General features: G+C 67.5%; 23 protein-coding genes. 12 read left to right on the forward strand and 11 right to left on the reverse strand.

What is annotated here, in order from left to right:
- Nucleotides 1-4 precede the first annotated feature (4 nt).
- Both AB0M65_RS05175 and AB0M65_RS05180 read left to right on the forward strand, forming a co-directional pair.
- On the forward strand, nt 5-1,039 hold the full coding sequence (locus AB0M65_RS05175) for a hypothetical protein (protein WP_364021645.1): 1,035 nt from the start codon (nt 5-7) through the stop codon (nt 1,037-1,039).
- Nucleotides 1,039-1,551 (forward strand): YbaB/EbfC family nucleoid-associated protein, encoded by a 513-nt coding sequence (locus AB0M65_RS05180; protein ID WP_364021648.1) that lies wholly within the window; start codon nt 1,039-1,041, stop codon nt 1,549-1,551. Before AB0M65_RS05175 ends, AB0M65_RS05180 begins: the two co-directional genes overlap by 1 nt.
- 3 nt (nt 1,552-1,554) lie before the next feature.
- Here the strand turns inward: AB0M65_RS05180 and AB0M65_RS05185 are convergent, their stop codons facing one another.
- Both AB0M65_RS05185 and AB0M65_RS05190 read right to left on the reverse strand, forming a co-directional pair.
- Nucleotides 1,555-2,412 (reverse strand): ADP-ribosylglycohydrolase family protein, encoded by an 858-nt coding sequence (locus tag AB0M65_RS05185; protein ID WP_364021651.1) that lies wholly within the window; start codon nt 2,410-2,412, stop codon nt 1,555-1,557.
- A gap of 8 nt (nt 2,413-2,420) precedes the next feature.
- On the reverse strand, nt 2,421-3,425 hold the full coding sequence (locus AB0M65_RS05190; RefSeq protein WP_364021654.1) for an AraC family transcriptional regulator: 1,005 nt from the start codon (nt 3,423-3,425) through the stop codon (nt 2,421-2,423).
- Nucleotides 3,426-3,539: 114 nt separating this feature from the next.
- On the opposite strand from AB0M65_RS05190, the gene AB0M65_RS05195 reads away from it, so the two are divergent.
- Nucleotides 3,540-4,730: a crosslink repair DNA glycosylase YcaQ family protein gene (locus AB0M65_RS05195; protein WP_364021657.1), complete on the forward strand. Its 1,191-nt coding sequence runs from the start codon at nt 3,540-3,542 to the stop codon at nt 4,728-4,730.
- Nucleotides 4,731-4,750: 20 nt separating this feature from the next.
- Here the strand turns inward: AB0M65_RS05195 and AB0M65_RS05200 are convergent, their stop codons facing one another.
- The 3 genes from AB0M65_RS05200 to AB0M65_RS05210 all read right to left on the reverse strand — a co-directional run bounded on the left by AB0M65_RS05200 (nt 4,751) and on the right by AB0M65_RS05210 (nt 7,503).
- Nucleotides 4,751-6,028, reverse strand: coding sequence for a M14 family metallopeptidase (locus AB0M65_RS05200; RefSeq protein WP_364021660.1), 1,278 nt, complete (start codon nt 6,026-6,028; stop codon nt 4,751-4,753).
- Between the two features lie 93 nt (nt 6,029-6,121).
- The gene (locus AB0M65_RS05205) at nt 6,122-6,763 is read right to left on the reverse strand and encodes a pyridoxal 5'-phosphate synthase (protein WP_364021663.1); all 642 of its coding nucleotides are present in this window, start codon (nt 6,761-6,763) and stop codon (nt 6,122-6,124) included.
- 2 nt (nt 6,764-6,765) lie between these two features.
- The gene (locus tag AB0M65_RS05210) at nt 6,766-7,503 is read right to left on the reverse strand and encodes a hypothetical protein (protein WP_364021666.1); all 738 of its coding nucleotides are present in this window, start codon (nt 7,501-7,503) and stop codon (nt 6,766-6,768) included.
- 100 nt (nt 7,504-7,603) lie between these two features.
- Between AB0M65_RS05210 and AB0M65_RS05215 the strand changes: the two genes are divergently transcribed.
- Together AB0M65_RS05215 and AB0M65_RS05220 are read left to right on the forward strand one after the other, a co-directional pair.
- Nucleotides 7,604-8,125, forward strand: a complete 522-nt coding sequence (locus tag AB0M65_RS05215; RefSeq protein WP_364021668.1) for a DUF2020 domain-containing protein — start codon at nt 7,604-7,606, stop codon at nt 8,123-8,125.
- A gap of 168 nt (nt 8,126-8,293) precedes the next feature.
- Entirely contained in the window at nt 8,294-8,746 is a 453-nt protein-coding gene (locus AB0M65_RS05220; RefSeq protein WP_364021670.1) for a hypothetical protein, read from the forward strand.
- A 333-nt stretch (nt 8,747-9,079) separates the two neighbouring features.
- On the opposite strand, the gene AB0M65_RS05225 is transcribed toward AB0M65_RS05220, so the two are convergent.
- Nucleotides 9,080-9,808, reverse strand: a complete 729-nt coding sequence (locus AB0M65_RS05225) for a hypothetical protein (RefSeq protein WP_364021673.1) — start codon at nt 9,806-9,808, stop codon at nt 9,080-9,082.
- An 89-nt stretch (nt 9,809-9,897) separates the two neighbouring features.
- Here AB0M65_RS05225 and AB0M65_RS05230 point away from each other — a divergent pair, with 89 nt between their 5' ends.
- Both AB0M65_RS05230 and AB0M65_RS05235 read left to right on the forward strand, forming a co-directional pair.
- A complete protein-coding gene (locus AB0M65_RS05230) occupies nt 9,898-10,458 on the forward strand; it encodes a peptidylprolyl isomerase (RefSeq protein WP_364021676.1) in 561 nt (186 codons plus the stop codon).
- A 52-nt stretch (nt 10,459-10,510) separates the two neighbouring features.
- The gene (locus AB0M65_RS05235) at nt 10,511-11,473 is read left to right on the forward strand and encodes a rhomboid family intramembrane serine protease (RefSeq protein ID WP_364021679.1); all 963 of its coding nucleotides are present in this window, start codon (nt 10,511-10,513) and stop codon (nt 11,471-11,473) included.
- A gap of 49 nt (nt 11,474-11,522) precedes the next feature.
- Here the strand turns inward: AB0M65_RS05235 and AB0M65_RS05240 are convergent, their stop codons facing one another.
- Both AB0M65_RS05240 and crgA read right to left on the reverse strand, forming a co-directional pair.
- Complete coding sequence (locus AB0M65_RS05240; RefSeq protein WP_364021682.1) at nt 11,523-11,900, reverse strand: PH domain-containing protein; 378 nt, start codon at nt 11,898-11,900, stop codon at nt 11,523-11,525.
- A gap of 118 nt (nt 11,901-12,018) precedes the next feature.
- Nucleotides 12,019-12,285: a cell division protein CrgA gene (gene crgA / locus AB0M65_RS05245; protein ID WP_364021684.1), complete on the reverse strand. Its 267-nt coding sequence runs from the start codon at nt 12,283-12,285 to the stop codon at nt 12,019-12,021.
- 229 nt (nt 12,286-12,514) lie between these two features.
- On the opposite strand from crgA, the gene AB0M65_RS05250 reads away from it, so the two are divergent.
- From AB0M65_RS05250 to AB0M65_RS05260, 3 genes are read left to right on the forward strand one after another with little or no spacing between them, the layout of a single operon-like run.
- The gene (locus AB0M65_RS05250; protein WP_364021687.1) at nt 12,515-13,627 is read left to right on the forward strand and encodes a class E sortase; all 1,113 of its coding nucleotides are present in this window, start codon (nt 12,515-12,517) and stop codon (nt 13,625-13,627) included.
- A complete protein-coding gene (locus AB0M65_RS05255; protein ID WP_364021690.1) occupies nt 13,627-13,782 on the forward strand; it encodes a hypothetical protein in 156 nt (51 codons plus the stop codon). The genes AB0M65_RS05250 and AB0M65_RS05255 overlap by 1 nt, the downstream gene beginning before the upstream one ends.
- 2 nt (nt 13,783-13,784) lie before the next feature.
- Nucleotides 13,785-14,762: an LLM class flavin-dependent oxidoreductase gene (locus AB0M65_RS05260; protein ID WP_364021693.1), complete on the forward strand. Its 978-nt coding sequence runs from the start codon at nt 13,785-13,787 to the stop codon at nt 14,760-14,762.
- Here AB0M65_RS05260 and AB0M65_RS05265 read toward each other — a convergent pair.
- The 3 genes from AB0M65_RS05265 to AB0M65_RS05275 all read right to left on the reverse strand — a co-directional run bounded on the left by AB0M65_RS05265 (nt 14,759) and on the right by AB0M65_RS05275 (nt 16,722).
- Nucleotides 14,759-15,151 (reverse strand): SCO5389 family protein, encoded by a 393-nt coding sequence (locus AB0M65_RS05265; RefSeq protein WP_364021696.1) that lies wholly within the window; start codon nt 15,149-15,151, stop codon nt 14,759-14,761. The two genes, AB0M65_RS05260 and AB0M65_RS05265, sit on opposite strands and share 4 nt — an antisense overlap.
- Nucleotides 15,152-15,261: 110 nt before the next feature.
- Nucleotides 15,262-15,996, reverse strand: a complete 735-nt coding sequence (locus tag AB0M65_RS05270) for an ABC transporter permease (protein ID WP_364021699.1) — start codon at nt 15,994-15,996, stop codon at nt 15,262-15,264.
- A 15-nt stretch (nt 15,997-16,011) separates the two neighbouring features.
- Nucleotides 16,012-16,722, reverse strand: a complete 711-nt coding sequence (locus tag AB0M65_RS05275) for an ABC transporter ATP-binding protein (RefSeq protein ID WP_364021702.1) — start codon at nt 16,720-16,722, stop codon at nt 16,012-16,014.
- A 132-nt stretch (nt 16,723-16,854) separates the two neighbouring features.
- Between AB0M65_RS05275 and AB0M65_RS05280 the strand changes: the two genes are divergently transcribed.
- Both AB0M65_RS05280 and AB0M65_RS05285 read left to right on the forward strand, forming a co-directional pair.
- Complete coding sequence (locus AB0M65_RS05280) at nt 16,855-18,708, forward strand: sensor domain-containing protein (RefSeq protein ID WP_364021705.1); 1,854 nt, start codon at nt 16,855-16,857, stop codon at nt 18,706-18,708.
- Nucleotides 18,648-19,301, forward strand: coding sequence for a response regulator transcription factor (locus AB0M65_RS05285; protein ID WP_364021708.1), 654 nt, complete (start codon nt 18,648-18,650; stop codon nt 19,299-19,301). Before AB0M65_RS05280 ends, AB0M65_RS05285 begins: the two co-directional genes overlap by 61 nt.
- The last annotated feature ends 98 nt before the right edge of the window (nt 19,302-19,399 follow it).

The raw sequence follows: 19,399 nt of genomic DNA on the forward strand, positions 1-19,399 counted from the left end.
GAGAATGGACGGGTACTTCACCGCACTGGACGCGGAAACCGCCGACGAAGGTGACGGCAACAGCGAACTCCTCGACGGAATCTCCGACGACCTCAAAAAGGGAGCCAACGAGGCATTCGCCGCGGTGGACCTCCTGTTCAAGTCGATGTTCGGCCTCGGCATGGACCTCAGCGGCGAGCGGAAGGAGGAAGTCCGCGACTTCTTCCTCGAGTTTTCCGAGGCGGAGCTCGTGGGAGACAACAGCCTGCAACCCATGATCGAGGCCTACGAAGGGCTCTGGAACGCCTTCCAGGACACGAAGGCACCGCTCGACCGGTCTCTGGTGCTGCTGCTCAAGTGGCGCGGTGAAGGGGCCGAGAGCGCCAAGAGCTACATCCAGGGTCTGGTGAACACCTATTCCAGGGTAGGTACCAAACTCACCGTGCTGGAAGCCGACATCGTGGCCGCTCGGGACGCCATCGCGACCGCACGGAGCGACCTGAGCAAACTTTCCGCGTCCTTCATGACCGCCGCGGAAAAGTACCAGGACGACCAGGAACGGCAAGACGAATCCGCCATGATGAAGGCGCTGGCAGCGGGTTTCGCCGGTGCTGTCACGGCCCTGCTCATAGCGGCCGTCCCGCCGGCCGGAGCTCTCACCGCGGCGACGTTCTTCACCACCGCGAACGCGATTCAGTTCGCCGGTGCCACGGCAGGCGCCGGGCTTTCCACCCTGATCGCCGAGAACGCCGCGATCGTCGGGGACAGCCCCGAATCCATCTACAACAGCTTTCACGATGGCGTGGTCAGCATCAGGGAAGGCATGTTCCGCGCGTCGGAGTCGCTGATTTCGAAGATCAACGTCGAGATCAACAACCTGCCGGTCATTCCCGAGCCGCCGGACGTCAGTCCTGGTGAGACCTTCGATCCCGGCAACTTCGAAACGGAGAACACGGACAAGGGAACGGAAAAGCGGGTCCGGGACAAGGACGTCGACATCTCGAACGACGGCAAGTTCCAGGAGCCGCCGATGGAGCTGGCGCCGCTGCCGGTCGAGTGATGGCCGACAAACCGGCACCCAAGAAACCGCCCGCCGATCGGCAAGCGATGCTCGAGGCCTTGGCCGCCCTGTCGGTGGACGCGTCCTCACCGGACGGTGCCGTCTCCGTTTCGGTCAACACCGACGGCGTGATGACACGGCTCAGAATGAGTGAAGCCGCGTCGCGGATGTCGCCAGCCGAGATCGCGGACGCCGTCATGCGGACTTATCAGGAAGCGCAGCAAGGTTCCGCGAAGCGCAGTGCCGAGCTGATGGCGCCGATCGGCAACGCCGGCTACCTCACGGACAGGCTTCGCTGGCGGCTCGGGTTCACCCCTTCGTTCCAGGAGACCGGGGAAACCGTCACGCCGGTGTCCCCGATCTCTCGCCGGGCGCCGGTAAGCACCAAAAACGTGGTGCTCAGAAACCGTTCGGGAGAACCGGCGGGGCCTGCCGACGACGAGCGGTCCGGACCGGCGGAATCCGACGACGAATACTACGAACAAGGCCTGCGGTACAGACCTTCCTGGTAGCACCTAACTTCCGAGCGCGAGTAGTCGTTCGTCGAGTTTCGCCAGGTAGTCGCGGCCGAACTCGCCGTTCTCCAGGTCGCGCCACAGCACCGGCGGCAGATCCTGCGCGACCTCGGGGGAGCGTGACGCGGCGGCCAGCGCGATGGTCGCCGCGGTGTCGACGTCGCCGGTGAACGCGACGCAGGTGTGCAGCATCTTGGCGAGCCCGCCGCCCTCGGCGAGCACGGTGAGCGCGGCGCGGACACTCATCCAGCCTTGCGGCCCGATCATGTCCGGCCACGGCCGCGACCAGCCGCCGTGTCCGACGTCCTCGGGAAGCACCCTGTCGATCCACCGCGCGACGTCGGCCAGCGGACCGAGCCGGTGGTGGCAGTAGTGCACGGCGAGTGCCGCCGCCTGCGCCGCGGCGATCCCGGCCGGGGTGTCGTGGGTGATCCTGGCCTGCAGTTTCGCGTGGTAGAGGACGTCGTCGACGGTCGGCAGGAGCCCGATCGGGCCCGCCCGCATGGCCGCCCCGCTTTTGTCGCTCTGCGGCTGGAGCCGGCGCAGCAGTTCCTCGCCGCTCCGGACCTCGCTGAGCAGCTGGTGGAAGCGCGGCGCGTAGCCGTCGTGCGGATCGCGGTGGTACGCGTGCACGAACTGCTCGGCGAGCAGCAGCGGCGTCCACCGGCGTCCCGAGACGAGGAGTTCGGCGATCGCGAGCGTCATCTGCGTGTCATCGGTGTAGCGGCCCGCCGGGACGGCGAGGTAGCCGGGATGCGGCACGTACCCGGCCAGCGTGTTGTTCTCGGCGACGAAGCTCGGGTACGCGTGCTCGAAGGAGCCTCCGTACGCGTCGCCGATGGCCAGTTCGACCAGCATCGGACTCCTTAGGCGGTGAGGCGGGCCGTTTCCGAAGGGAGTTTGCCGTAGGTCTCGCGGTAGAAACCGGAAAACCGGCCGAGATGCGTGAAACCCCATCGCAGCGCGACGTCGGTGACGCTGCCTTCGGCACGCCCCTGCGCGATCGCGACCAGGTCCTGATGGACGTGGTCGAGCCGGATCCGGCGGAGATACTCCATCGGCGTCAGCCCCAGTTCGGTGCGGAACGCCAGCTGCAACGCACGCACACTGGTCCGCGCCGCCATCGCCAGCTCGCCGATCGACACCGGTTCGGCCGCGTGCTCCTGGCAGTAGGTCATCGCGCGGCGGACGGCGGACGACTTCGGCCGGGGTCGTTCCGCGGCGAGTTCGCCGGACAGCGAATGCGGCTGTGTGTCGAGCAGCCCGTGCAGCAGCAGCTTCTCGAAATGCTCGGCGGCCAGCGGCGACCGGTCGAACAGCCCGGAGGCCGCCGTCTCGCTGAAGGTGTGGAGCAGGGTGATCCACTGACCCATCCCCGACGTCTCGGCGATCGCCGGATCGAACCGTGGCGTCGACGCCCGCGCTTCGCCGAGCCGCTCACGCATCGCGTCCGCCACCAGTTGCTTGCCGACACGGAGCATCAGGATGTCCGGATGCTCGAACCTGGTCTGGAAACGCGTATCCGGACCGGTCAGGACATGACGTGACGGCGTGACCTCCCGGCCGATCAAGGTCTGGTTCCGGCCGGAGATGGTCACGAGCACCGTGTACGCGTCGGGGGTCTCTTCGCCGTGCAAGACGACGTCGGTGTCCAGGGCCAGCTCGTAGACCGAGAGGCCGTTCGGGTCGATTCCGGCGATACGGAGACCGCTGAGCTGGGAAATGTCGAAGAATCCGGTGGGCGCCCGGGTGTCCAGTTTGACCGTGTCCGGCGCGAGGAACGCCTGGAAGGTGCTCTCAAGCTCGTCGAAATCGTCGCCGGTGACCACCGTCGACGCGATCGGAGAACCTTCCGAGAACCGCTTGCGCACTGGTCGATTATCCAGAAGATCGGCCGGGCGGATCACCGGAAAACAAAGTCGATCATGCCCGTGGTCCATGCCGCCAGGCTGCGCTCCGCCACCCGATGCCCATACCTTGGACGTATGGCGACCGACAAGCTGCGCGCGTGGTGGGCACATCGGCAAGGTCTGGACGGATCGCTGCTCGGCGCTTCGGCGGCCGACGTCCTCGAGCGGTCCGGCTGGATGCGTTCCGTCGGCGGTTCGGCGCCGTATCTCGGGTTGTTCGCCAGAGCCCGGCTCGATCGCGAGACCGTCGACGCGGACGTCGCCCGGCTCGCCGTCCACGAACTGCCCTCGGCGCGTGGCTGCACCTATGTCCTGCCCGCGGCGGATTTCGAACTCGGCCTGACCGTCGGCGCCGGGGCACCGGCGGGTGAACTCGCGGCCGCGGAGAAATACCTCGGCGTCACGCAGGCCGAGATCGAGCAGCTGTGCGTCACCGTCGCGGAGCTGCTCGAAGCTTCGGCCGGACCACTCGATCCGGCCGCGATCAAGAACGCCGCCGGAGCCGCGGTGCGCAACCTCGGTGAGGCGGGCCGCAAACGCGGCACCACGACGACGTTGCCGCTCGCGCTCGGCCTGCTCCAGGCCCGCGGCGACATCCGCCGCGTCCCGGCAAACGGGCGGCTGGACCAGCAGCGCTACGGCTACGTGCGCTGGACGCCGTCACCGCGTGGCGAACTGCCCGATATGGACACCGCGCAGACCGAGCTGGCCCGGCGGTATTTCTCGTGGGCGGCCCCGGCGTCGCTCAAGCATTTCCGCTGGTTCTCCGGGTTCACCGCGGCGAACGCCAAGAAGGCGGTGGCACCGTTGGAACTCGTCCCGCTCGACGGTACGGATCTCTTGCTGCCCAAGGAGCTCGCGGACGAGTTCGCCGCGTTCACCGTGCCGTCTGAGCCGTCGTACGCGCTGCTCGCCGGTATCGACGGCATCCACCTGTTGCATCGCGAGCTGTCGCGACTGCTCGACGACGCCGACGCCGGACGCCCGGTGCCTGGTCGCGCGGGGGAGAAGCTGGGCGGGCAGGCGGATCCGCCGAGTCACCTGATCGTCGATCGTGGCCGTTTAGCCGGGCTGTGGGAATTCGACACCCAGACGAACAAGATCGTCTACCAGGCTTTCGGCGAGGACGACGCCGCGCTTCGGAAAGCCGTCGCGGAGACCGAGGAGTTCGTCCGCGATCGGCTGGGCGACGCCCGGAGCTTCAGCTTGGATTCGCCGAAGAGCCGGGCGTCGCGGGTGGCCGACCTCCGGAACTCAGGGCACTGACCTGGCAAGACAGTGCGTGGTCAAGCTCCTGCTTCGTTGATCAGGATGTCGACGGCTTCGTCGTTACGAGCGGTCTGCTCCGGGATCACCGAAGCGGGCGGGTAGAAACCGTCGATCCCGCCGTCCTTCGGGTACATCTCGAAGGTGTAGCTGAGGATCTTGTGCTTGCCCCACGCCCAGTCGTTGATGTCGCCATCGGTGACGTACAGATCGCTGGACTGCTCCGGCGTGTAACCGTTGGTGGCGGCCATCTTCTTGCCGACGTCGGCGAAGCGCTTCGCCTCTTCCTCGCTCAGGCCCGTGTCGGTCTCGTTCTTCGTGTAGCCGTACGGCCAGAGAACCAGTTCCGAGAAGGTGTGGAAGTCGATATGCGTCTTGATCTGCTGCGCACCGCCGACCACGCGGGAGTTCATGAACTCCGCGACCGCCTTGGTTTCGGGCTCGGAGAACGCCGACGGACCGTGGTAGTCCTCGTCGGACGGGCTGTTGCTGGACCCGCCGCAGCAGTTCCACTTGTAGTCCCAGTTGCGGTTCGGGTCGGTGCCGACCGCGTTGCCGCCGGGTACGGGCTTCCGCGTCTTGCGCCAGCCCTGGTAGTCGCCACCGGAGATGTCGTACTCGGAACCGTCCGGGTTGACGTTCGGGATCACGTAGATCTCGTGCTCGTCGACCATCTTCTTGATCGCGGGGTCACTGGCGTATCCGCTGGTGAACCGCTGCACGATGCGCAGGCACATCTCGGTGGTGAGGTGCTCACGCGCGTGCTGGTTGCAGGTGAACAGGACCTCGGGTTCGTTCTCGTCCGTGCCCGCGTTGTCGCTGATCTTCAGCACGTTGAGTTCGCGGCCCTCGTAGGACTTGCCGACACTGGACAGCGTCGCGATGTCGCTGTGGTCCTTCGCGGCCTTCTGCAGCTCAGCGGTCGTTTCGGCGTAGGTGTGGTACGCCTCGTCGCCAGGCGGGAAGTCGCCGGCGACGGCCGCGGTACCCGCCCGGTCACTGCGTTGTTTCAGCATGCTGTCGAAGTCGCCGAGCGACTTCAGGGTGAACCCGTTCGCACGCAGGCTCGCGGCCTGCGACGGCGTGGCGACGACGGTCAGCGCGCCACCGCGTGAGCCCGCGACGTCGACACCGGTGCGGGCGACCACGGTGCGCCGGGCGGTGTCGTTCGCGCCCTCCACCGAATACAGCCCTCTCGCCGGATCGCCGGTCTGGGCGTTCGCGACGGGCGTCGTGACGGCCAGCAGGGCGAGCCCGGTGGCGGCCAAGGCGCCCCCAATGCGACGGCGTGTGGACATTTCGCCTCCGAATGATCAGGGAACTGGGTGCCGTTACCGTCGCCGAAGTGAATCATCCACGACAACCCGACGATCGTCGTTCCCAATTACCGTTTACGGCCAGAGGAGGTCTTTGCGCCACGCGTCATTCTCACGCCGGTAGCGGAGTCGTTTGTGCCGCCTGTCGTGGCTGGCCTGCCAAAACTCCACTTCGGACGGCGTCACGAGATAGCGAGTCCAGGTTTCCGGTGCCACGCCGGGATTCTCCTCGACCCACCGGCGTGCATCCCCGGCCGCGCTGTCGAGGTCGGCCGGATCTTCGAGCACCCGCGACTGCCTGCCGATGAACGCCTCCACCCGGGACGCGGGCGGGCGCGCGAGGAAATCGGCCGCCGACACCTCGGGTGCGGCCGGTGCGACCGGACCACGCAACCGGATCTGACGGCCGCGTCCCGGCCAGAAGAACGTCAGCGCCGCGTGCGGATTCTTCGCCAGCTGAACGCCTTTCGGGCTTTCGGAACTCGTCGCGACCGCCCAGGTGTCGCCGTCGACGTCCTTGAGGATCACCACCCGTGCGTCCGGCATTCCCTCGGCGTCCACTGTGGACAGTGTGAGAGCATGCGGCGCCAACACATGTTCGCCCGCTTCGTCGAGCCATTCCAGGAACAACTCGCGTGGGGTCGGCGGCGTGGTTTCGGTGTCGAAATCCGGCAGCTCGTCGGGGAACGACGGCCAGCCGCGCAGCGTCCGGTTCACGGTCAGTACCCGGGCGGGGGCTGGCCGTGCTGCGGATAACCGGGCGCGGGCGGCGGATAGTGCGGCGGATGCTGCCCCGGCGGCGGACCCTGCGCGGGTGGTGGCCCGACCGGCGGGTACTGATGCGCGGGTGGCGGCTGCTGCGGCTGCCAGCCGGGAGGCGGCTGCTGCTGGCTCTGCGGCGGCGGTCCCGGCGGCAGAGGTGGCAGAGGTGGCTGCTGGCCTTGCGACTGCGCCCACTGCACCTGCTGATAGACCTCGGTGGGCTGCGGGAAACAGAACGTCAGCTTCGCGTTGATCACGCCATGCATCGCCGCACCCCACAGCTTCCCGCCGACGAACGCGTACAGCTGGGCCGCGGAGACGTCCACGGCCACCATGCGTGTCTCGCCGCCGAACTGGTTACCGGACTTCGCCGACGCGGCCTGCGCGGCGTCCGGGTACACGCGATCACCGATCAGGCCCGCGATGACCACCGAAGAAGCCGTCCAGCCGACAGTGCCCATCACGTTCGCACGCGCGTGCTGCGTCGCCAGTCCGGTGAAGTCGTACAACGCGGCCGCGGTCACCTCCGGGATCGCCGCGGCGACCACGCAGTAGTTCATCGTCGACATCATCACGGATTCGGTGAACAGGCCGACGACGGCCGCGCTCGGGCCGATCTGGACCGTGTTCAGCCTGCCACCGCTGCGCTGGACGCGTTCCGCCACCGCACCCAGGTACTGCTCCTTGGTGAGCACTGATGCCTCCTGAAGACTCCTCACGCACCGCCATCGTCGCACGAACAGGACCGATGGATGCGGCGACGCGACAATACGATCTGCTTCACTGGACGCCACTATGCGACGTCTTCTGATCTTGCCGCTCGTCGTGCCCTTCCTGGTGGCCTGCGGGCCGGCCGAGCAGCCGCCCGCAGCGAGCCCGTCCGCGCCGTCGAACGCCCCGGCGGCCCAGCCCCCGCCCGCCCCCGAGCCCACCGGTAAGGGGCCCTGTCCGTACCTCGGCACCGAGTTCGTCTCGGATGCCAACGGGCAGAAGGTCTCCAAGGTCAAGACGTCGGCCGACCAGCCGCATCCGACCTGTTTTTTCTACGCGCTCAGCGGGAAACTGCAGCTCACAGTGCGTGTGTACGTCGGAGAACCCGCCGTCGCGAAGGCGTTGGTCGACCAGGCCGCACCCGTCGACACCTCCAACCCGGCCGACGAACCGGCGGGCTGGAAAGGCGGGTACCAGCCGTCCGGAGACGGCGCCGTTTACGCCGTCGCGAAGGGCGGCAACGCGGTAGTCGTGACCACCAACCAGAAGCAGAGCATCAAAGCACGTACGGTGGCGAAGGAGGCTATCGGTGAGCTGCAGCTCTAGGTAGTGGTATCCACACGTCAGAGTGAAGTTGATCTTGTACTACCCTGTGCCGCACGCGCGAGGGTTCGCGGGACCCAGCGCAACGCCAGATCCGGCGGAGGCCGCCTCGCGGTGTGGCTCGGCGGCACAAAAGATCATTTCTCCCCATAAGACAAAAGGACAGGTTTCGTGGCTGACACCCTCAAGGAAATCTTGCTCGACTCCAGCCGTCGCCCGGCGGTCGTGAGCGACTTCGAAGGCCTCGTCGACGCCGAGGTTTCGGACAAGGGCGGCGTCTCGGGTGCCGTCGTGAAGACCGGCTTCGCGGCCGTCAAGAAGATCAAGCCGGGCATCATCCCCTCCGCCGTCGACGCCCTGCTCGACGACTTCACCGGTGCCCTCGAGCCGTTCTACGGCGACTACAAGGCCAAGGGCGGCAACGACTTCGGTGCCTACCTCGCCGGCCGCGGCGACGAGGCGTCCGACGCGCTCCTGTCGGTCACCGACGCGCGCGCCGACAAGAGCAGCCGCGACAGCATCAAGAAGGTCTACGGCAAGCTGCGCCCGAACGGCAAGAAGAACGTCGAGGAAGCCCTTCCCCGCCTCGGACAGCTGATCGACAAGCACGCTGCGTCTATCTAATCGCGCGCTGACGTAAACGCGCCGAAGGGGCGCCCGTTCGCTTTCAACGTCTTGTTGAGAGTGGAGGGCGCCCCTTCATCGCGTTTACGGGGCCTTCGGCCGAAAGAGGGCGCGCGACTGGTGAAGTCTCGCCGTCGCGCTGGCGCGCTTTCGGCGAGACAGTCCGCCGGTCACCGAAGTGGGCACGTAGGCACGTAGGCACGTAGGTGGTGTGCGCGTGGGTGCGTGGTGGTGGGCACGTTGATCTTGGACACCAAGACGTGAAGAACCCGTCTAGTGACCTGGTGGGGTCACTAGACGGGCCCTTGGCGACAAGAGGGGTGACGAGTGGCGTCAGTTCTTCTTGTCGGCGGAGCTGGTGCTCGAAGCCTGGTGCCCGTTCTTCGGGGCGCCGGGCTTCGGTGTCGACGGCTTGTCCGAACCGGAAGCCGGAGCCGAACCCGAGGCCGGACCGGAAGCGGCAGGCTTCGCGGAGGCGGGCTTCGGAGCGGCGGCGGCCGGGGTGGCCGGCTTGGCAGGCGGAGCGGGCGGTGCCTTCGGCGGAGCCGGTGCGACCGGCGGCTCCTGCTTGGAGCGCAGCGCGTAGGCGGCACCGGCGCCGACCACGGCGATACCGAGGACCCACGGCCAGCGGCGACGCTTACGCGTCCCCTTGGCAGCGGCCTTCGCCTCGACGAGTGCGGCCCGGAAGTCCTTCTTCGCGGCCTTGAAGTCCTTCTTGCCGCGACGCTTCGACTCGCCGGTGGACTTGGCGGCCTGGATGGCAGCCTTGCGTGCCTTGCGGCCCGGCTTGCGCAGCTCGGACAGCCTCGCGAGGGCTTCCTTGCGAGCGGCCTTCGAGCTGCGCTTGAGCTCCTTGCGGGTCAGTTCGGTCTTCTTCGCGAGCTTCTTGCCCGCGCGACGGCTGGACTTGGCGATCTCACCGGCGCTTTCGGCGAGCTTCTGCTCGGCGAGCCCAACGGCGTTGGCGGCGGCGTCCTTGCCCGCCTCCGCGGCACGTTTACGCAGGCCGAGCGCGCCGGACTTGGCCGACTCGCTCACCGGAACTGCGGCCCGGGTCATGGCCTTCACCTCATCAATCGTTTTGATTCTGCTTCGTTGCTTGTAACCTATCGTGCCCCTTTTCCCCAGATCTTGCCGCAGATGGCACGATGAAGCTCGTGACTGAAAGCAAGGGATCCCTCATTGGTGGCGCGCTGAAGGCCACTCTGCACACCAACCAGGGTGACATCCACCTGAACCTGTTCCCCGACCACGCGCCGAAGACGGTCGCGAACTTCGTCGGGCTGGCGGAGGGCGGCAAGGAGTACACCCAGCCCAACGCGCGGGGTACGAACTCGGGCCCGTTCTACGACGGGTCGATCTTCCACCGTGTCATCGACGGCTTCATGCTGCAGGGCGGCGACCCGACCGGCACCGGCCGCGGCGGCCCCGGCTACAAGTTCGGCGACGAGTTCCACCCGGAACTCCAGTTCTCCAAGCCGTACCTGCTGGCCATGGCCAACGCCGGACCCGGCACCAACGGCTCGCAGTTCTTCATCACCGTCGCGCCGACGACGCATCTGAACTTCAAGCACACGATCTTCGGTGAGGTGGCGGACCAGGCCTCCCGCGACGTCGTCGACGCGATCGGGCGCACCGCGACCGGCACGGCCGACCGGCCGCTGCAGGACGTCGTCATCGAGAAGGTCAGCATCAACCGCGAAGGCTGACAACACCGGCCGAGCGGCCTGTTACGGGGGATTTCGGTAGGTTGGTGGCATCGTGAGCCAACCACCGAATCCCCAGTACCAGCAGGCCGCCCTGCCCGGCTGCTGGTGGCATCCGAACCGGCCGACCGGGCTGAGCTGTTCGCGCTGCGAGCGTCCGGCCTGCCCGGATTGCCTGCGCGAAGCGTCCGTGGGCTTCCAGTGCACCGACTGCGTGCAGGCAGGCCGCCAGCAGGATCGCGTCCAGCAGAAGCAGTACCGCGACGCCGGTTACGGTGCGACCACCATCGCCGGCGCCCGGCCGCCCCGTACGGCCATCGTGACGCCGGTCCTTCTGGCGCTCAACGTCGTCATCTTCTTCATCACGGTCGCCCAGTCCGGCAGCATCGCGAACAACAACTTCTCGGAGTTCTTCCAGCTCGGTGAGCTGTGGAATCCGGCGACGCTGGCGGCGAACGAGTGGTGGCGGATCTTCACTTCGGGGTTCCTGCAGTACGGCTTGCTGCATATCGCGGGCAACGCGTTCTCCCTGTGGTTCGTCGGCCGCCCGCTGGAAACCACCCTCGGCCGCGTCCCGTTCGTCGCGCTCTACTTCATCTCGATGCTCGGTGGCTCGGTCGCGAACCTGGTGTTCACCGATCTGAACGCCATTCCGGTCGTTGGTGCCTCGGGTGCCATCTTCGGGCTCATCGGCGCGTACGCGGTCATCGTCATCAAGCTCAGGCTCAACCCGACGTGGCTGCTCGTCATGCTGGCGCTGAACGTCTTCATCACGTTCCAGGTACCCGGTATCTCGATCCTCGGGCACGCCGGCGGGTTTGCCACCGGCCTTCTGGTCACCTTCGCCCTGCTGTACGCGCCGGAGAAGAATCGGCTGAAGTGGCAGATCGGCGGGCTGGCGATCGTGGTCGTGGCGCTGATCGGGCTCGTCGTCTGGAAGGACTCGCAGACGATTTCCGCGAGCTGCGAGCTCACGACGGACCAGGGCAGGCCCACCTACATCTGCTATCCGGAGTAAAACCGGCCGTCCCGGGCCGCTCACCCGGCCCACAAGACGACGTCCACTGCTACGACAACGCCTGACCCTTCAGCGCGGTGAGGACGTCCAGGACGTCCCTGGGGTCCTCGCCGAGGTCTATCCGGCCGAACACCAGCAGGTGCTCGCCGGATTCGACCTCGAGGGTCAGGCTGTCCCGGCCGAGCCGTCGCGTCGTGCGCAGCTTGAACCGGGCTTCGGTCCACGGGTAGCGGTGCGGTCCGCCGACGGTCCTGGCGAGGATTCCGTCGGGTCCGGCGGCCAGCCGGGGCCGCAGCAGCGTCCCGTGCAGTGCGAGGGCACCCGCGGCGACCATGGCCATCCCGATGAGGACGGTGCCGCCGACGTCGCCGCCGATGGCCACCCACACCGCTCCGGCCAGCAGCAACAGGGTGATCACCCAGGCCACTACCACAACGTTCTGGCGAGGCGCCCAAGAGGTGGGGTAGTTATCCACAGGGGTTATCCACACTGGGGATGAGTCACACCGGTGTAATTCGGCGTCAAGCCGCCAACCGGGGTAATGCTCACCGCCACCGCATGGTCATCAGCAACCCGGCGATCATCAGCACGAAGCCGATCGCGAAGTTCGTGTTGCCCAGATCCGTCATGAAGGGGATCTTGTCGCCCGCGATGTAGTTCACGACCAGCCACATCAGGCCGATCACCATGAGGCCGAACATCACGATCCTGTAGAACAGGTTCGACGGGCCAGCGGCCTTGACCTTCACCGGCGTGCGCCGGTCTGTCGGCGGGGTGTACGCCGTCTTCTTGCGGACCTTGGACTTCGGCATCGTGTTCCTCGCGTACTGTTCGGCTTTCCTGGTGGCGATGACCCGCTTTCGGGTGCGCAACCAGCGCCACGTGCACACGTTAACGTAAACGAGCGCCGCTGGGCACCGTCCGGGACCGGTCGATTTCCCGCACTGTGACAATGGTGTCACACAGGGTTCGACCTTGTGCTGGTTCGACCTTGTGCTGGTTCGACACTGCGGCTTGGTTCGAGAAGACTGAGGAGCTTGCGTGGCTGAGCGGGAAGAGCCGGGCGCGGAGCGGCGGCGATACTCCGAACGACCACCCGGAGAGGGCCGTCCGGCCCCCCGGCGTAGGCCGGAGGACGCGAACGTGCCGCGCCGCGGCCCTGGAGAGGCGCCTTCGCCTCGCCGGAGGCCGCCGGAACGCGGGCCGCAGGACGGTCCGCCGCGACGCCGGATGGACGGGCCGCCGCCTCGCCGTCGTCCAGCGCCGCCGCCTGGATCGACCGAAGAGACCGTCATATTCGAGCCGGTCGGCGGGGGAACCGCGACCCGGGAACGCCCGCCGGCCGAGCTCGGCAAGGGCGGCGTCGCCATCCGGACCGTCGGAGAACTCCTCATCACCGCGGGGCTCGTGGTGCTGCTGTTCATGGTCTACGAGGTCTACGTGACCGACCTGTTCTCCGCGGGCAAGCAGTCCGACGCGAGTTCCGAACTGGACGGCGACTGGTCGAAGGACCGGCAGCTGCATCCGGAACTGGTCGACGGGAAGGCGTTCGCCCGGATTCACATCCCGGTGTTCGGCGCCGACTTCAACTTCACCATCCAGGAAGGCACCACCGAGGCCGCCCTCGAAGTCGGCCCCGGCCACTACAAGGGCACCGCGCTGCCGGGCGAGCCGGGTAACTTCGCGGTCGCCGGCCACCGCGTCGGCAAGGGCGCGCCGTTCAACGACCTCGACAACCTCAGCTCCTGCGACCAGATCGTCATCGAGACGCAGACCGACTTCTACGTCTACAAGGTGCTGCCTTACAAGGACGAGGTCGAGGGCTGGGTCACCGGCAAGGGCGCCGAGCCGAAATGCGCCCGCGTGGGGACGCTGCGCGACCCGAACGCCGTCGACGGCGGTGCCTACGGCGAGACCACCGGCCGCCGCATCGTGTTCCCGACCAAGGGCGACACGGTCAACCCGGTGCCGTACAAGGACCCGGACATCCTGCCGAAGGCCGCGCAGGTCTCCCTGCTCACCCTGACGACGTGTCACCCGCAGTTCTCGGCGCGCGAGCGGCTCATCATCCATTCGGTGCTGACCCAGCAGGTGCCGAAGAACCAGGTGGGCACCTACACCGAACTGCTGCCCAAGCTCTCGGAGGCGCGCTGATGTACGGCTGGATCTGGCGGAAACTCCCCGGTCCGTTCGCGGTGAAGCTGACGACGTCGATCGTGCTGGCGCTCGGGATCGTGGCCCTGCTGATGTTCGTCATCTTCCCGTGGCTCGAACCGCGCCTGTGGTTCAACGAAGTGAGCGTCCAGTAAGCGTGCGTTTCGGCGTCTTCCTGGTCTCCGGCCGGTTTCCGGGCCAGGAGGACGCCGACGTCCTGCGCAGGTCGGTCGACGCCGCCGTCGCCGCCGAACGGGCGGGCTTCGACGACGTCTGGTTCGCCGAGCACCACTTCATGCCGTACGGGGTCTGCCCGTCCGCGATCACGCTCGCCGCGCATGTGCTCGGCCGCACCGAGCGGATCGAGGTCGGCACGGCGGTGAGCGTGCTGTCGATCGCGCATCCGGTGGCGCTCGCCGAACAGTGGTCGCTGCTCGACGCGGTCTCCGGCGGACGGCTGCGGATCGGCGTCGGCCGAGGCGGGCCGTGGCAGGACCTCGAGGTGTTCGGCACCGGGGAAGCCCGCTACGAAACGGGGTTCGAGGAGAGTCTCGATCTGCTTCTCGCGGCGATGACGTCGAAGACGGTGTCGGCCTCCGGGAAGCACTTCGCGTTCCGTGAGGTGCCGATGGTGCCGCGGCCTCAGCGTGCTCCGCGTCTGGTCGTGGCCTGCGGTGACGCGGGTTCGCGTGCGGTCCGGCTCGCCGCCGATCGCGGGCTGCCGATGCTGCTCGGCCTGCACAGCGATGACGATACCAAAATCGAAACCCTTGCCGCGTACGGGGATTCCGCGGCCGGGCATGTCTCGACGGTGATGTGCCAGGTGGGGGCCGACGCCCTCGACGTCGTCCGATCCGCGCTGCCGGGTTCCCTCAAGGAGGGTTTCGCCGGGCACGTGTACCTGAACGGCAAACGGGGGCTGGACAAGGACCCGGTGTCCTACACCGACCGGCTGTGCGAGCTGCATCCGATCGGCGGCGCTTCGTACTGCGTCGACAGGCTGGGAACGAGCATCCGGCGTACCGGGGTCTCCCACGTGATCATGATGGTGGAAGCGTCCGGTACGCCGGAGGGAACGCTCGAGAACATCGCGCGGATCGGGGAAGAGGTACTACCCGCGCTGCGAACCGGCTAGCAGTCGCGTAGTTCCGGGCTCTGGTTCAGCAACTGGCCGCGTGGCGAGACGAACGCGCGGTAGCGGTCACTGTCCACATGGGACTTCTTGAACACGGCGATCCGGTGGCAGTTCTGGAACGCCAGCTTCACGCCGAAGTGTCGTTCCAGTCCGCCGCGGATCGCGTCCGAGGCCAGTGCCCGCAGCAGCTGACCGCGTTCGGCCTCGCTCGGCGGCGGCGTCTCGTTGTCGGCGAACCCGTCGGCCGCGCCGTCGGCCTCCGCGATGACACCGGTGATCACGGTCCAGGCGTACGGCAGGGATTCCCGGACACAGGCGACGAATTCGGCGTCGGAGACCTCTCCGCGTTCGGCCTTCTCCAGCAGCGCGGGCGATACATCCAGAGACATCGAACCTCCGAGAGAGACAGGGTGAACGTGGGCCGTCTTCCTGAGTACCCACCCGCGGCCCGCACCACAAGAGAAAACGATCATCATCACCACTTTGGCGGTAAGCGCCGTCACTCCCAGCGAAAGAGCTTGGCCGCCGCGACACAACTGCCCACCGCGAAGGCCGCCAACACGGCGAGTTGCAATGGCTGGGCGCCGGTGCCGGTCCAGGCGTCCTCCATGGCCTTGACACCCGGCGGGACGTACGCGCCGATCTTCTGGACGACCTCGGGCAGCAGCGGCCGCGGCAGATACACGCCGCCGAAGAACATGATCGGGAGATAGGCGATCATCGCGATCCCGCCCGCCGCGCGGCCGGTTTTGGCGACCGACGCGGCGATCAGCCCGAAGCCGAAGATCGCCGTCGTGCCGAGCACGAACGCGAGCAGGAAGCCGAGCGGGTGACGCGGTCCGGGGATGTCGAAGACGACGGAGCCGAGCAAGATCAGCAGGCCGACACCGGCGATCGTGACGGTGACGTTGATGATCAGCTGCGCCACCAGCAGTTTCGCCGGATGCACCGGTGTGGTGGCGAAGCGGCGGAGGATGCCTTGTTCGCGGTAGGCCGCGATCACCGCCGGGATCGACTGCAGCCCCATCATCGCGATGGTGAGCACCACCATCGACGGCACCCAGGCGTCGAGGAAGCGCATGCCCGGGGTCTTCTCGCTCTCGGTCCGGATGGCCGGGATGGCGCCAAGGCCGAGGAGGAGCGCCGCCGGCAGCACCAGTCCCGAGATGACCCAGGTCGGCGAGCGGAGCGCGAGTTTCGTTTCGGTGAGGGTGATCTTGGCGAGCGTGTTCATTTTTCGTCTCCCGTTTCAGTCGCGGCCGGTCAGGGTCACGAAGGCGTCGTCCAAAGTGGTTTTCCCGGTGCGGTCACGGAGTTCGAGCGGGGTGCCGGCGGCGACCACGCGACCGGCGTCGAAGATCGCGAGGCGGTCGCAGAGGCGTTCGGCCTCGTCCATGAAGTGCGTGACGAGCAAGACGGTGACGCCGGTTTCGCGCACGGCCTCGACGAGCTTCCAGGTGTCGCGGCGGGCATGCGGGTCCAGTCCGGTGGTCAGCTCGTCGAGGACGGCGACCTCGGGACGGCCGATCAGCGCGAGCGCGATCGAGACGCGCTGCTTCTGGCCGCCGGAGAGCTTGCCGAAGTACTTGTTCCGCTGCCCGGTGAGACCCAGCTTCGCGAGCAGATCGGCGGGGTCGGCGGGGTTCGTATAGAAGGAGGCGTAGAGGTCGAGCGCCTCGTGGACCTTGAGTTTCTCCGGCAGGCGGCTCTCCTGGAGCTGGGAGCCGAGGCGCTGCCGGAGGGCCGTGTGGTCCGCCTTCGGGTCGAGGCCGAGAACCGAGATACTGCCGGAATCCGGCGTGCGCAGCCCCTGAAGGCATTCGACGGTGGTGGTCTTGCCGGCGCCGTTGGTCCCGAGGATCCCGAAGATCTCGCCTTGTTCCACGTGGAACGAAACGTCGTCGACCGCGACGTGCTCTCCGTACGTCTTGCGGAGGTTGGTGACTTCGATGAGTGGCATGCGAAAAACGTTATGGCGCAAGAGGTCCGGCCAGAATGGCGCTGAAACCCCATTTGGGGTGGGGCTGGACCCACCCCGGCTGGGGAGCTGCGGTCACTGTGCCGGACAGGGTGGTGGGGAAGACTTCGTCGCATGATCCGGAAGTACCTCACCTCGGTGCGCCGCGGTTTCGCGCTCGCCGGGCTGGCGCTGGTCAGCTGGCTGGACCTGCTGCTCGAACTGGTGGGTTTCTGCGTGCTCTGCGTTGGCCTGGTCTTCGCCTACACCCTCGCGCTCGAAGGAACCCGGCCGCGGGCCGAGCTCACCCGGCGGCTCGCCGGACGCTGGTGCGGGATCGACGTCGCGTCGCCCTACCGTCCCGCCCCGCCCGAGCCCGAACGGGAGCGCGACGGGTGGTACCGCGAGGGGAACAACCTGTTCAAGCGGTCGTGGTTCCTCCGGTGGACCAAGCGGTTCGAGTGGATCTCCGACGATCCGGCGACCGGCCGCGAGCTCGGCTGGCAGCTGTGGAACCCGTTCTTCGGCCTGCTGCTCATCCCCGGCGTGCTGCTGACCGGACCGCTCGCGCTGCGGGTGTACGGACGCTGGACGCGTTGGTGGCTCGGCCCTCGTGAGGAGGGTTCTCGTGGCGAGGGCTGGTTCAAACGCCATCTCAAGGCACTGGGGTTCCAGCTGGGGCTGTTCGGGCTTTCGGTCGCCCAGCTGGGTATGGCGGTCCCGACGCTGCTCGTGCTGATCGGCCCGGCGCCGCTGTTCCCGACACTGGTCGTGGCGGGCCGGAACGTGACCGACACCCTGCGCCGGGAGGCCAGGAACTGGACCGGCGTGCGGATCGATCGTCCGTATCTGCCGGAGCCGCCGTTCCCCGTCCCGCGGGCGGACGGGATGTACCAGTACCGGCGGCAGCTGTACGACACGCCGTGGTGGCCGGCGCGGCTGAGCCGCTTGCGCTGGGTGATGCGTGACGTGGCGACCTGGCGTGATCTGGCGGCCGCGGTGGTCAACTCGGTCGCGCTGCTGCTGATGGCGGTGCCGACGGCCGCGACGGTCTTCTTCGGCGCCCAGGGTTTCCTGGCGCTGTGGTTCTGGCGGCCGATCGCCCAATGGACGAATACCGAATGGTCGACAACGCACTGGTTTTCGATGGCCGGGCTGCCCGAGGCGACAACGCATCTCCAGGCACTCGCGCTGACCCCGGTCGCCGTGGCGGCCTTCCTGGCAGGGCTGGTCGCGACGCCGTGGCTAGCTCGGCTGGGAGCGCGCTTCGCGAAGCTGCTGCTGGGGCCGACGGAGGCTTCGCGGCTGGAGCAGCGTGTCGAGCGGCTGAAGCAGACGCGGACGGACGCTTCGGTCGCCCAGGCCGCCGAGCTGCGGCGAATCGAGCGGGATCTGCACGACGGTGTCCAGTCGAGGCTGGTCGCGATGGGGATGAAGCTGGGCGCTGTCGAAGCACTGATCGACACCGATCCGGCCGCCGCGAAACGGCTGGCCGCCGAGCTGCGGCAGACGTCGTCGGAGACGCTGACCGAGTTGCGGCTGCTGGTGCGGGGGATTCACCCGCCGGTGTTGTCCGAGCGCGGTCTCAGTGACGCTGTGCGGGCGATGGCGCTGGACAGTCCACTTCGGGCTTCGGTGAGTGGCGTGCTGCCTCGGCTCGAAGAGCCCGCGGAGGCGTGTGCGTACTTCGCTGTCAGCGAGCTACTGGGCAACGCGGCGAAGCACGGTGAGGCGCGGCGGGTGTCGATCAAACTGGGCTATGAGGACGGTCTGCTGCGGATCGAGGTGACCGACGACGGGAAGGGCGGCGCGAACGCGGCAAGGGGAAGCGGGATTCGCGGGATCGAGCGCAGGCTGGGCACCTTCGACGGTACTTTCGTACTGACCAGCCCGCCCGGCGGGCCGACGAAGGCGACCATGGAGATCCCGTGCCAGCTAGACCCCGATGTGTCGTCGCCGAAGACCAGTACCTCCTCCGGGACGGACTGACACATCTCCTGACCGCGCACGGTTTCGACGTCATCGAGGCCGTCGGGACCGGACCGGAACTGGAGCGGGCGCTACGCGAACACCGGCCCGACGTCTCGGTCGTCGACGTCCGGATGCCGCCGACGAACACCGACGAGGGCCTGCAGGTCTCGCTGGCGGTGCGGCGCGACCTTCCCGGGCTGCCGATTCTCGTGCTGTCACAGCACGTCGAGCAGCTTTACGCGCGAGAACTGCTGGCCGACGGCGCCGGTGCGATCGGCTACCTGCTGAAAGACCGCGTCTTCAACGCCGGCCAGTTCATCGACGCGGTGCGGCGCGTGGCGGGCGGCGGGACCGCGATGGATCCCGAGGTGATCGCGAAACTGGTGGCGGGCAACGCTTCCGACCCCCTCGCCGCCCTGACCCCACGGGAACGCGAGGTGCTCGAACTGATGGCCGAGGGCTGTTCGAACGCCGCCATCGCCGGGCGCCTGCACTTCAGCGAAGGGGCGGTGGGGAAGCACACCGCGAACATCTTCGCGAAACTCGGCATCGTCGCCTCGGACGACACGAACCGGCGGGTGCTCGCCGTGCTGGCCTGCCTGGGCTCCTGAGCTCCTGGGTCTCTTGGGCTCTTGGGTCGCCCGAGTGTCATGAGGGGTCCCCATAGGACGAAATTTGTCCTATGGGGACCCCTCAAGACATTCCCGGC

It is taken from the genome of Amycolatopsis sp. NPDC051071 (assembly GCF_040682875.1).
Classification (GTDB): Bacteria; Actinomycetota; Actinomycetes; order Mycobacteriales; family Pseudonocardiaceae; genus Amycolatopsis.

Coding starts and splice junctions, on each gene's coding strand:
- AB0M65_RS05175 (WP_364021645.1), top strand. CDS start 5: ATGGACGGGTACTTCACCGCACTGGACGCGGAAACCGCCGACGAAGGT.
- AB0M65_RS05180 (WP_364021648.1), top strand. CDS start 1,039: ATGGCCGACAAACCGGCACCCAAGAAACCGCCCGCCGATCGGCAAGCG.
- AB0M65_RS05185 (WP_364021651.1), bottom strand. CDS start 2,412: ATGCTGGTCGAACTGGCCATCGGCGACGCGTACGGAGGCTCCTTCGAG.
- AB0M65_RS05195 (WP_364021657.1), top strand. CDS start 3,540: ATGGCGACCGACAAGCTGCGCGCGTGGTGGGCACATCGGCAAGGTCTG.
- AB0M65_RS05200 (WP_364021660.1), bottom strand. CDS start 6,028: ATGTCCACACGCCGTCGCATTGGGGGCGCCTTGGCCGCCACCGGGCTC.
- AB0M65_RS05215 (WP_364021668.1), top strand. CDS start 7,604: ATGCGACGTCTTCTGATCTTGCCGCTCGTCGTGCCCTTCCTGGTGGCC.
- AB0M65_RS05225 (WP_364021673.1), bottom strand. CDS start 9,808: ATGACCCGGGCCGCAGTTCCGGTGAGCGAGTCGGCCAAGTCCGGCGCG.
- AB0M65_RS05230 (WP_364021676.1), top strand. CDS start 9,898: ATGAAGCTCGTGACTGAAAGCAAGGGATCCCTCATTGGTGGCGCGCTG.
- crgA (WP_364021684.1), bottom strand. CDS start 12,285: ATGCCGAAGTCCAAGGTCCGCAAGAAGACGGCGTACACCCCGCCGACA.
- AB0M65_RS05255 (WP_364021690.1), top strand. CDS start 13,627: ATGTACGGCTGGATCTGGCGGAAACTCCCCGGTCCGTTCGCGGTGAAG.
- AB0M65_RS05265 (WP_364021696.1), bottom strand. CDS start 15,151: ATGTCTCTGGATGTATCGCCCGCGCTGCTGGAGAAGGCCGAACGCGGA.
- AB0M65_RS05270 (WP_364021699.1), bottom strand. CDS start 15,996: ATGAACACGCTCGCCAAGATCACCCTCACCGAAACGAAACTCGCGCTC.
- AB0M65_RS05275 (WP_364021702.1), bottom strand. CDS start 16,722: ATGCCACTCATCGAAGTCACCAACCTCCGCAAGACGTACGGAGAGCAC.
- AB0M65_RS05280 (WP_364021705.1), top strand. CDS start 16,855: ATGATCCGGAAGTACCTCACCTCGGTGCGCCGCGGTTTCGCGCTCGCC.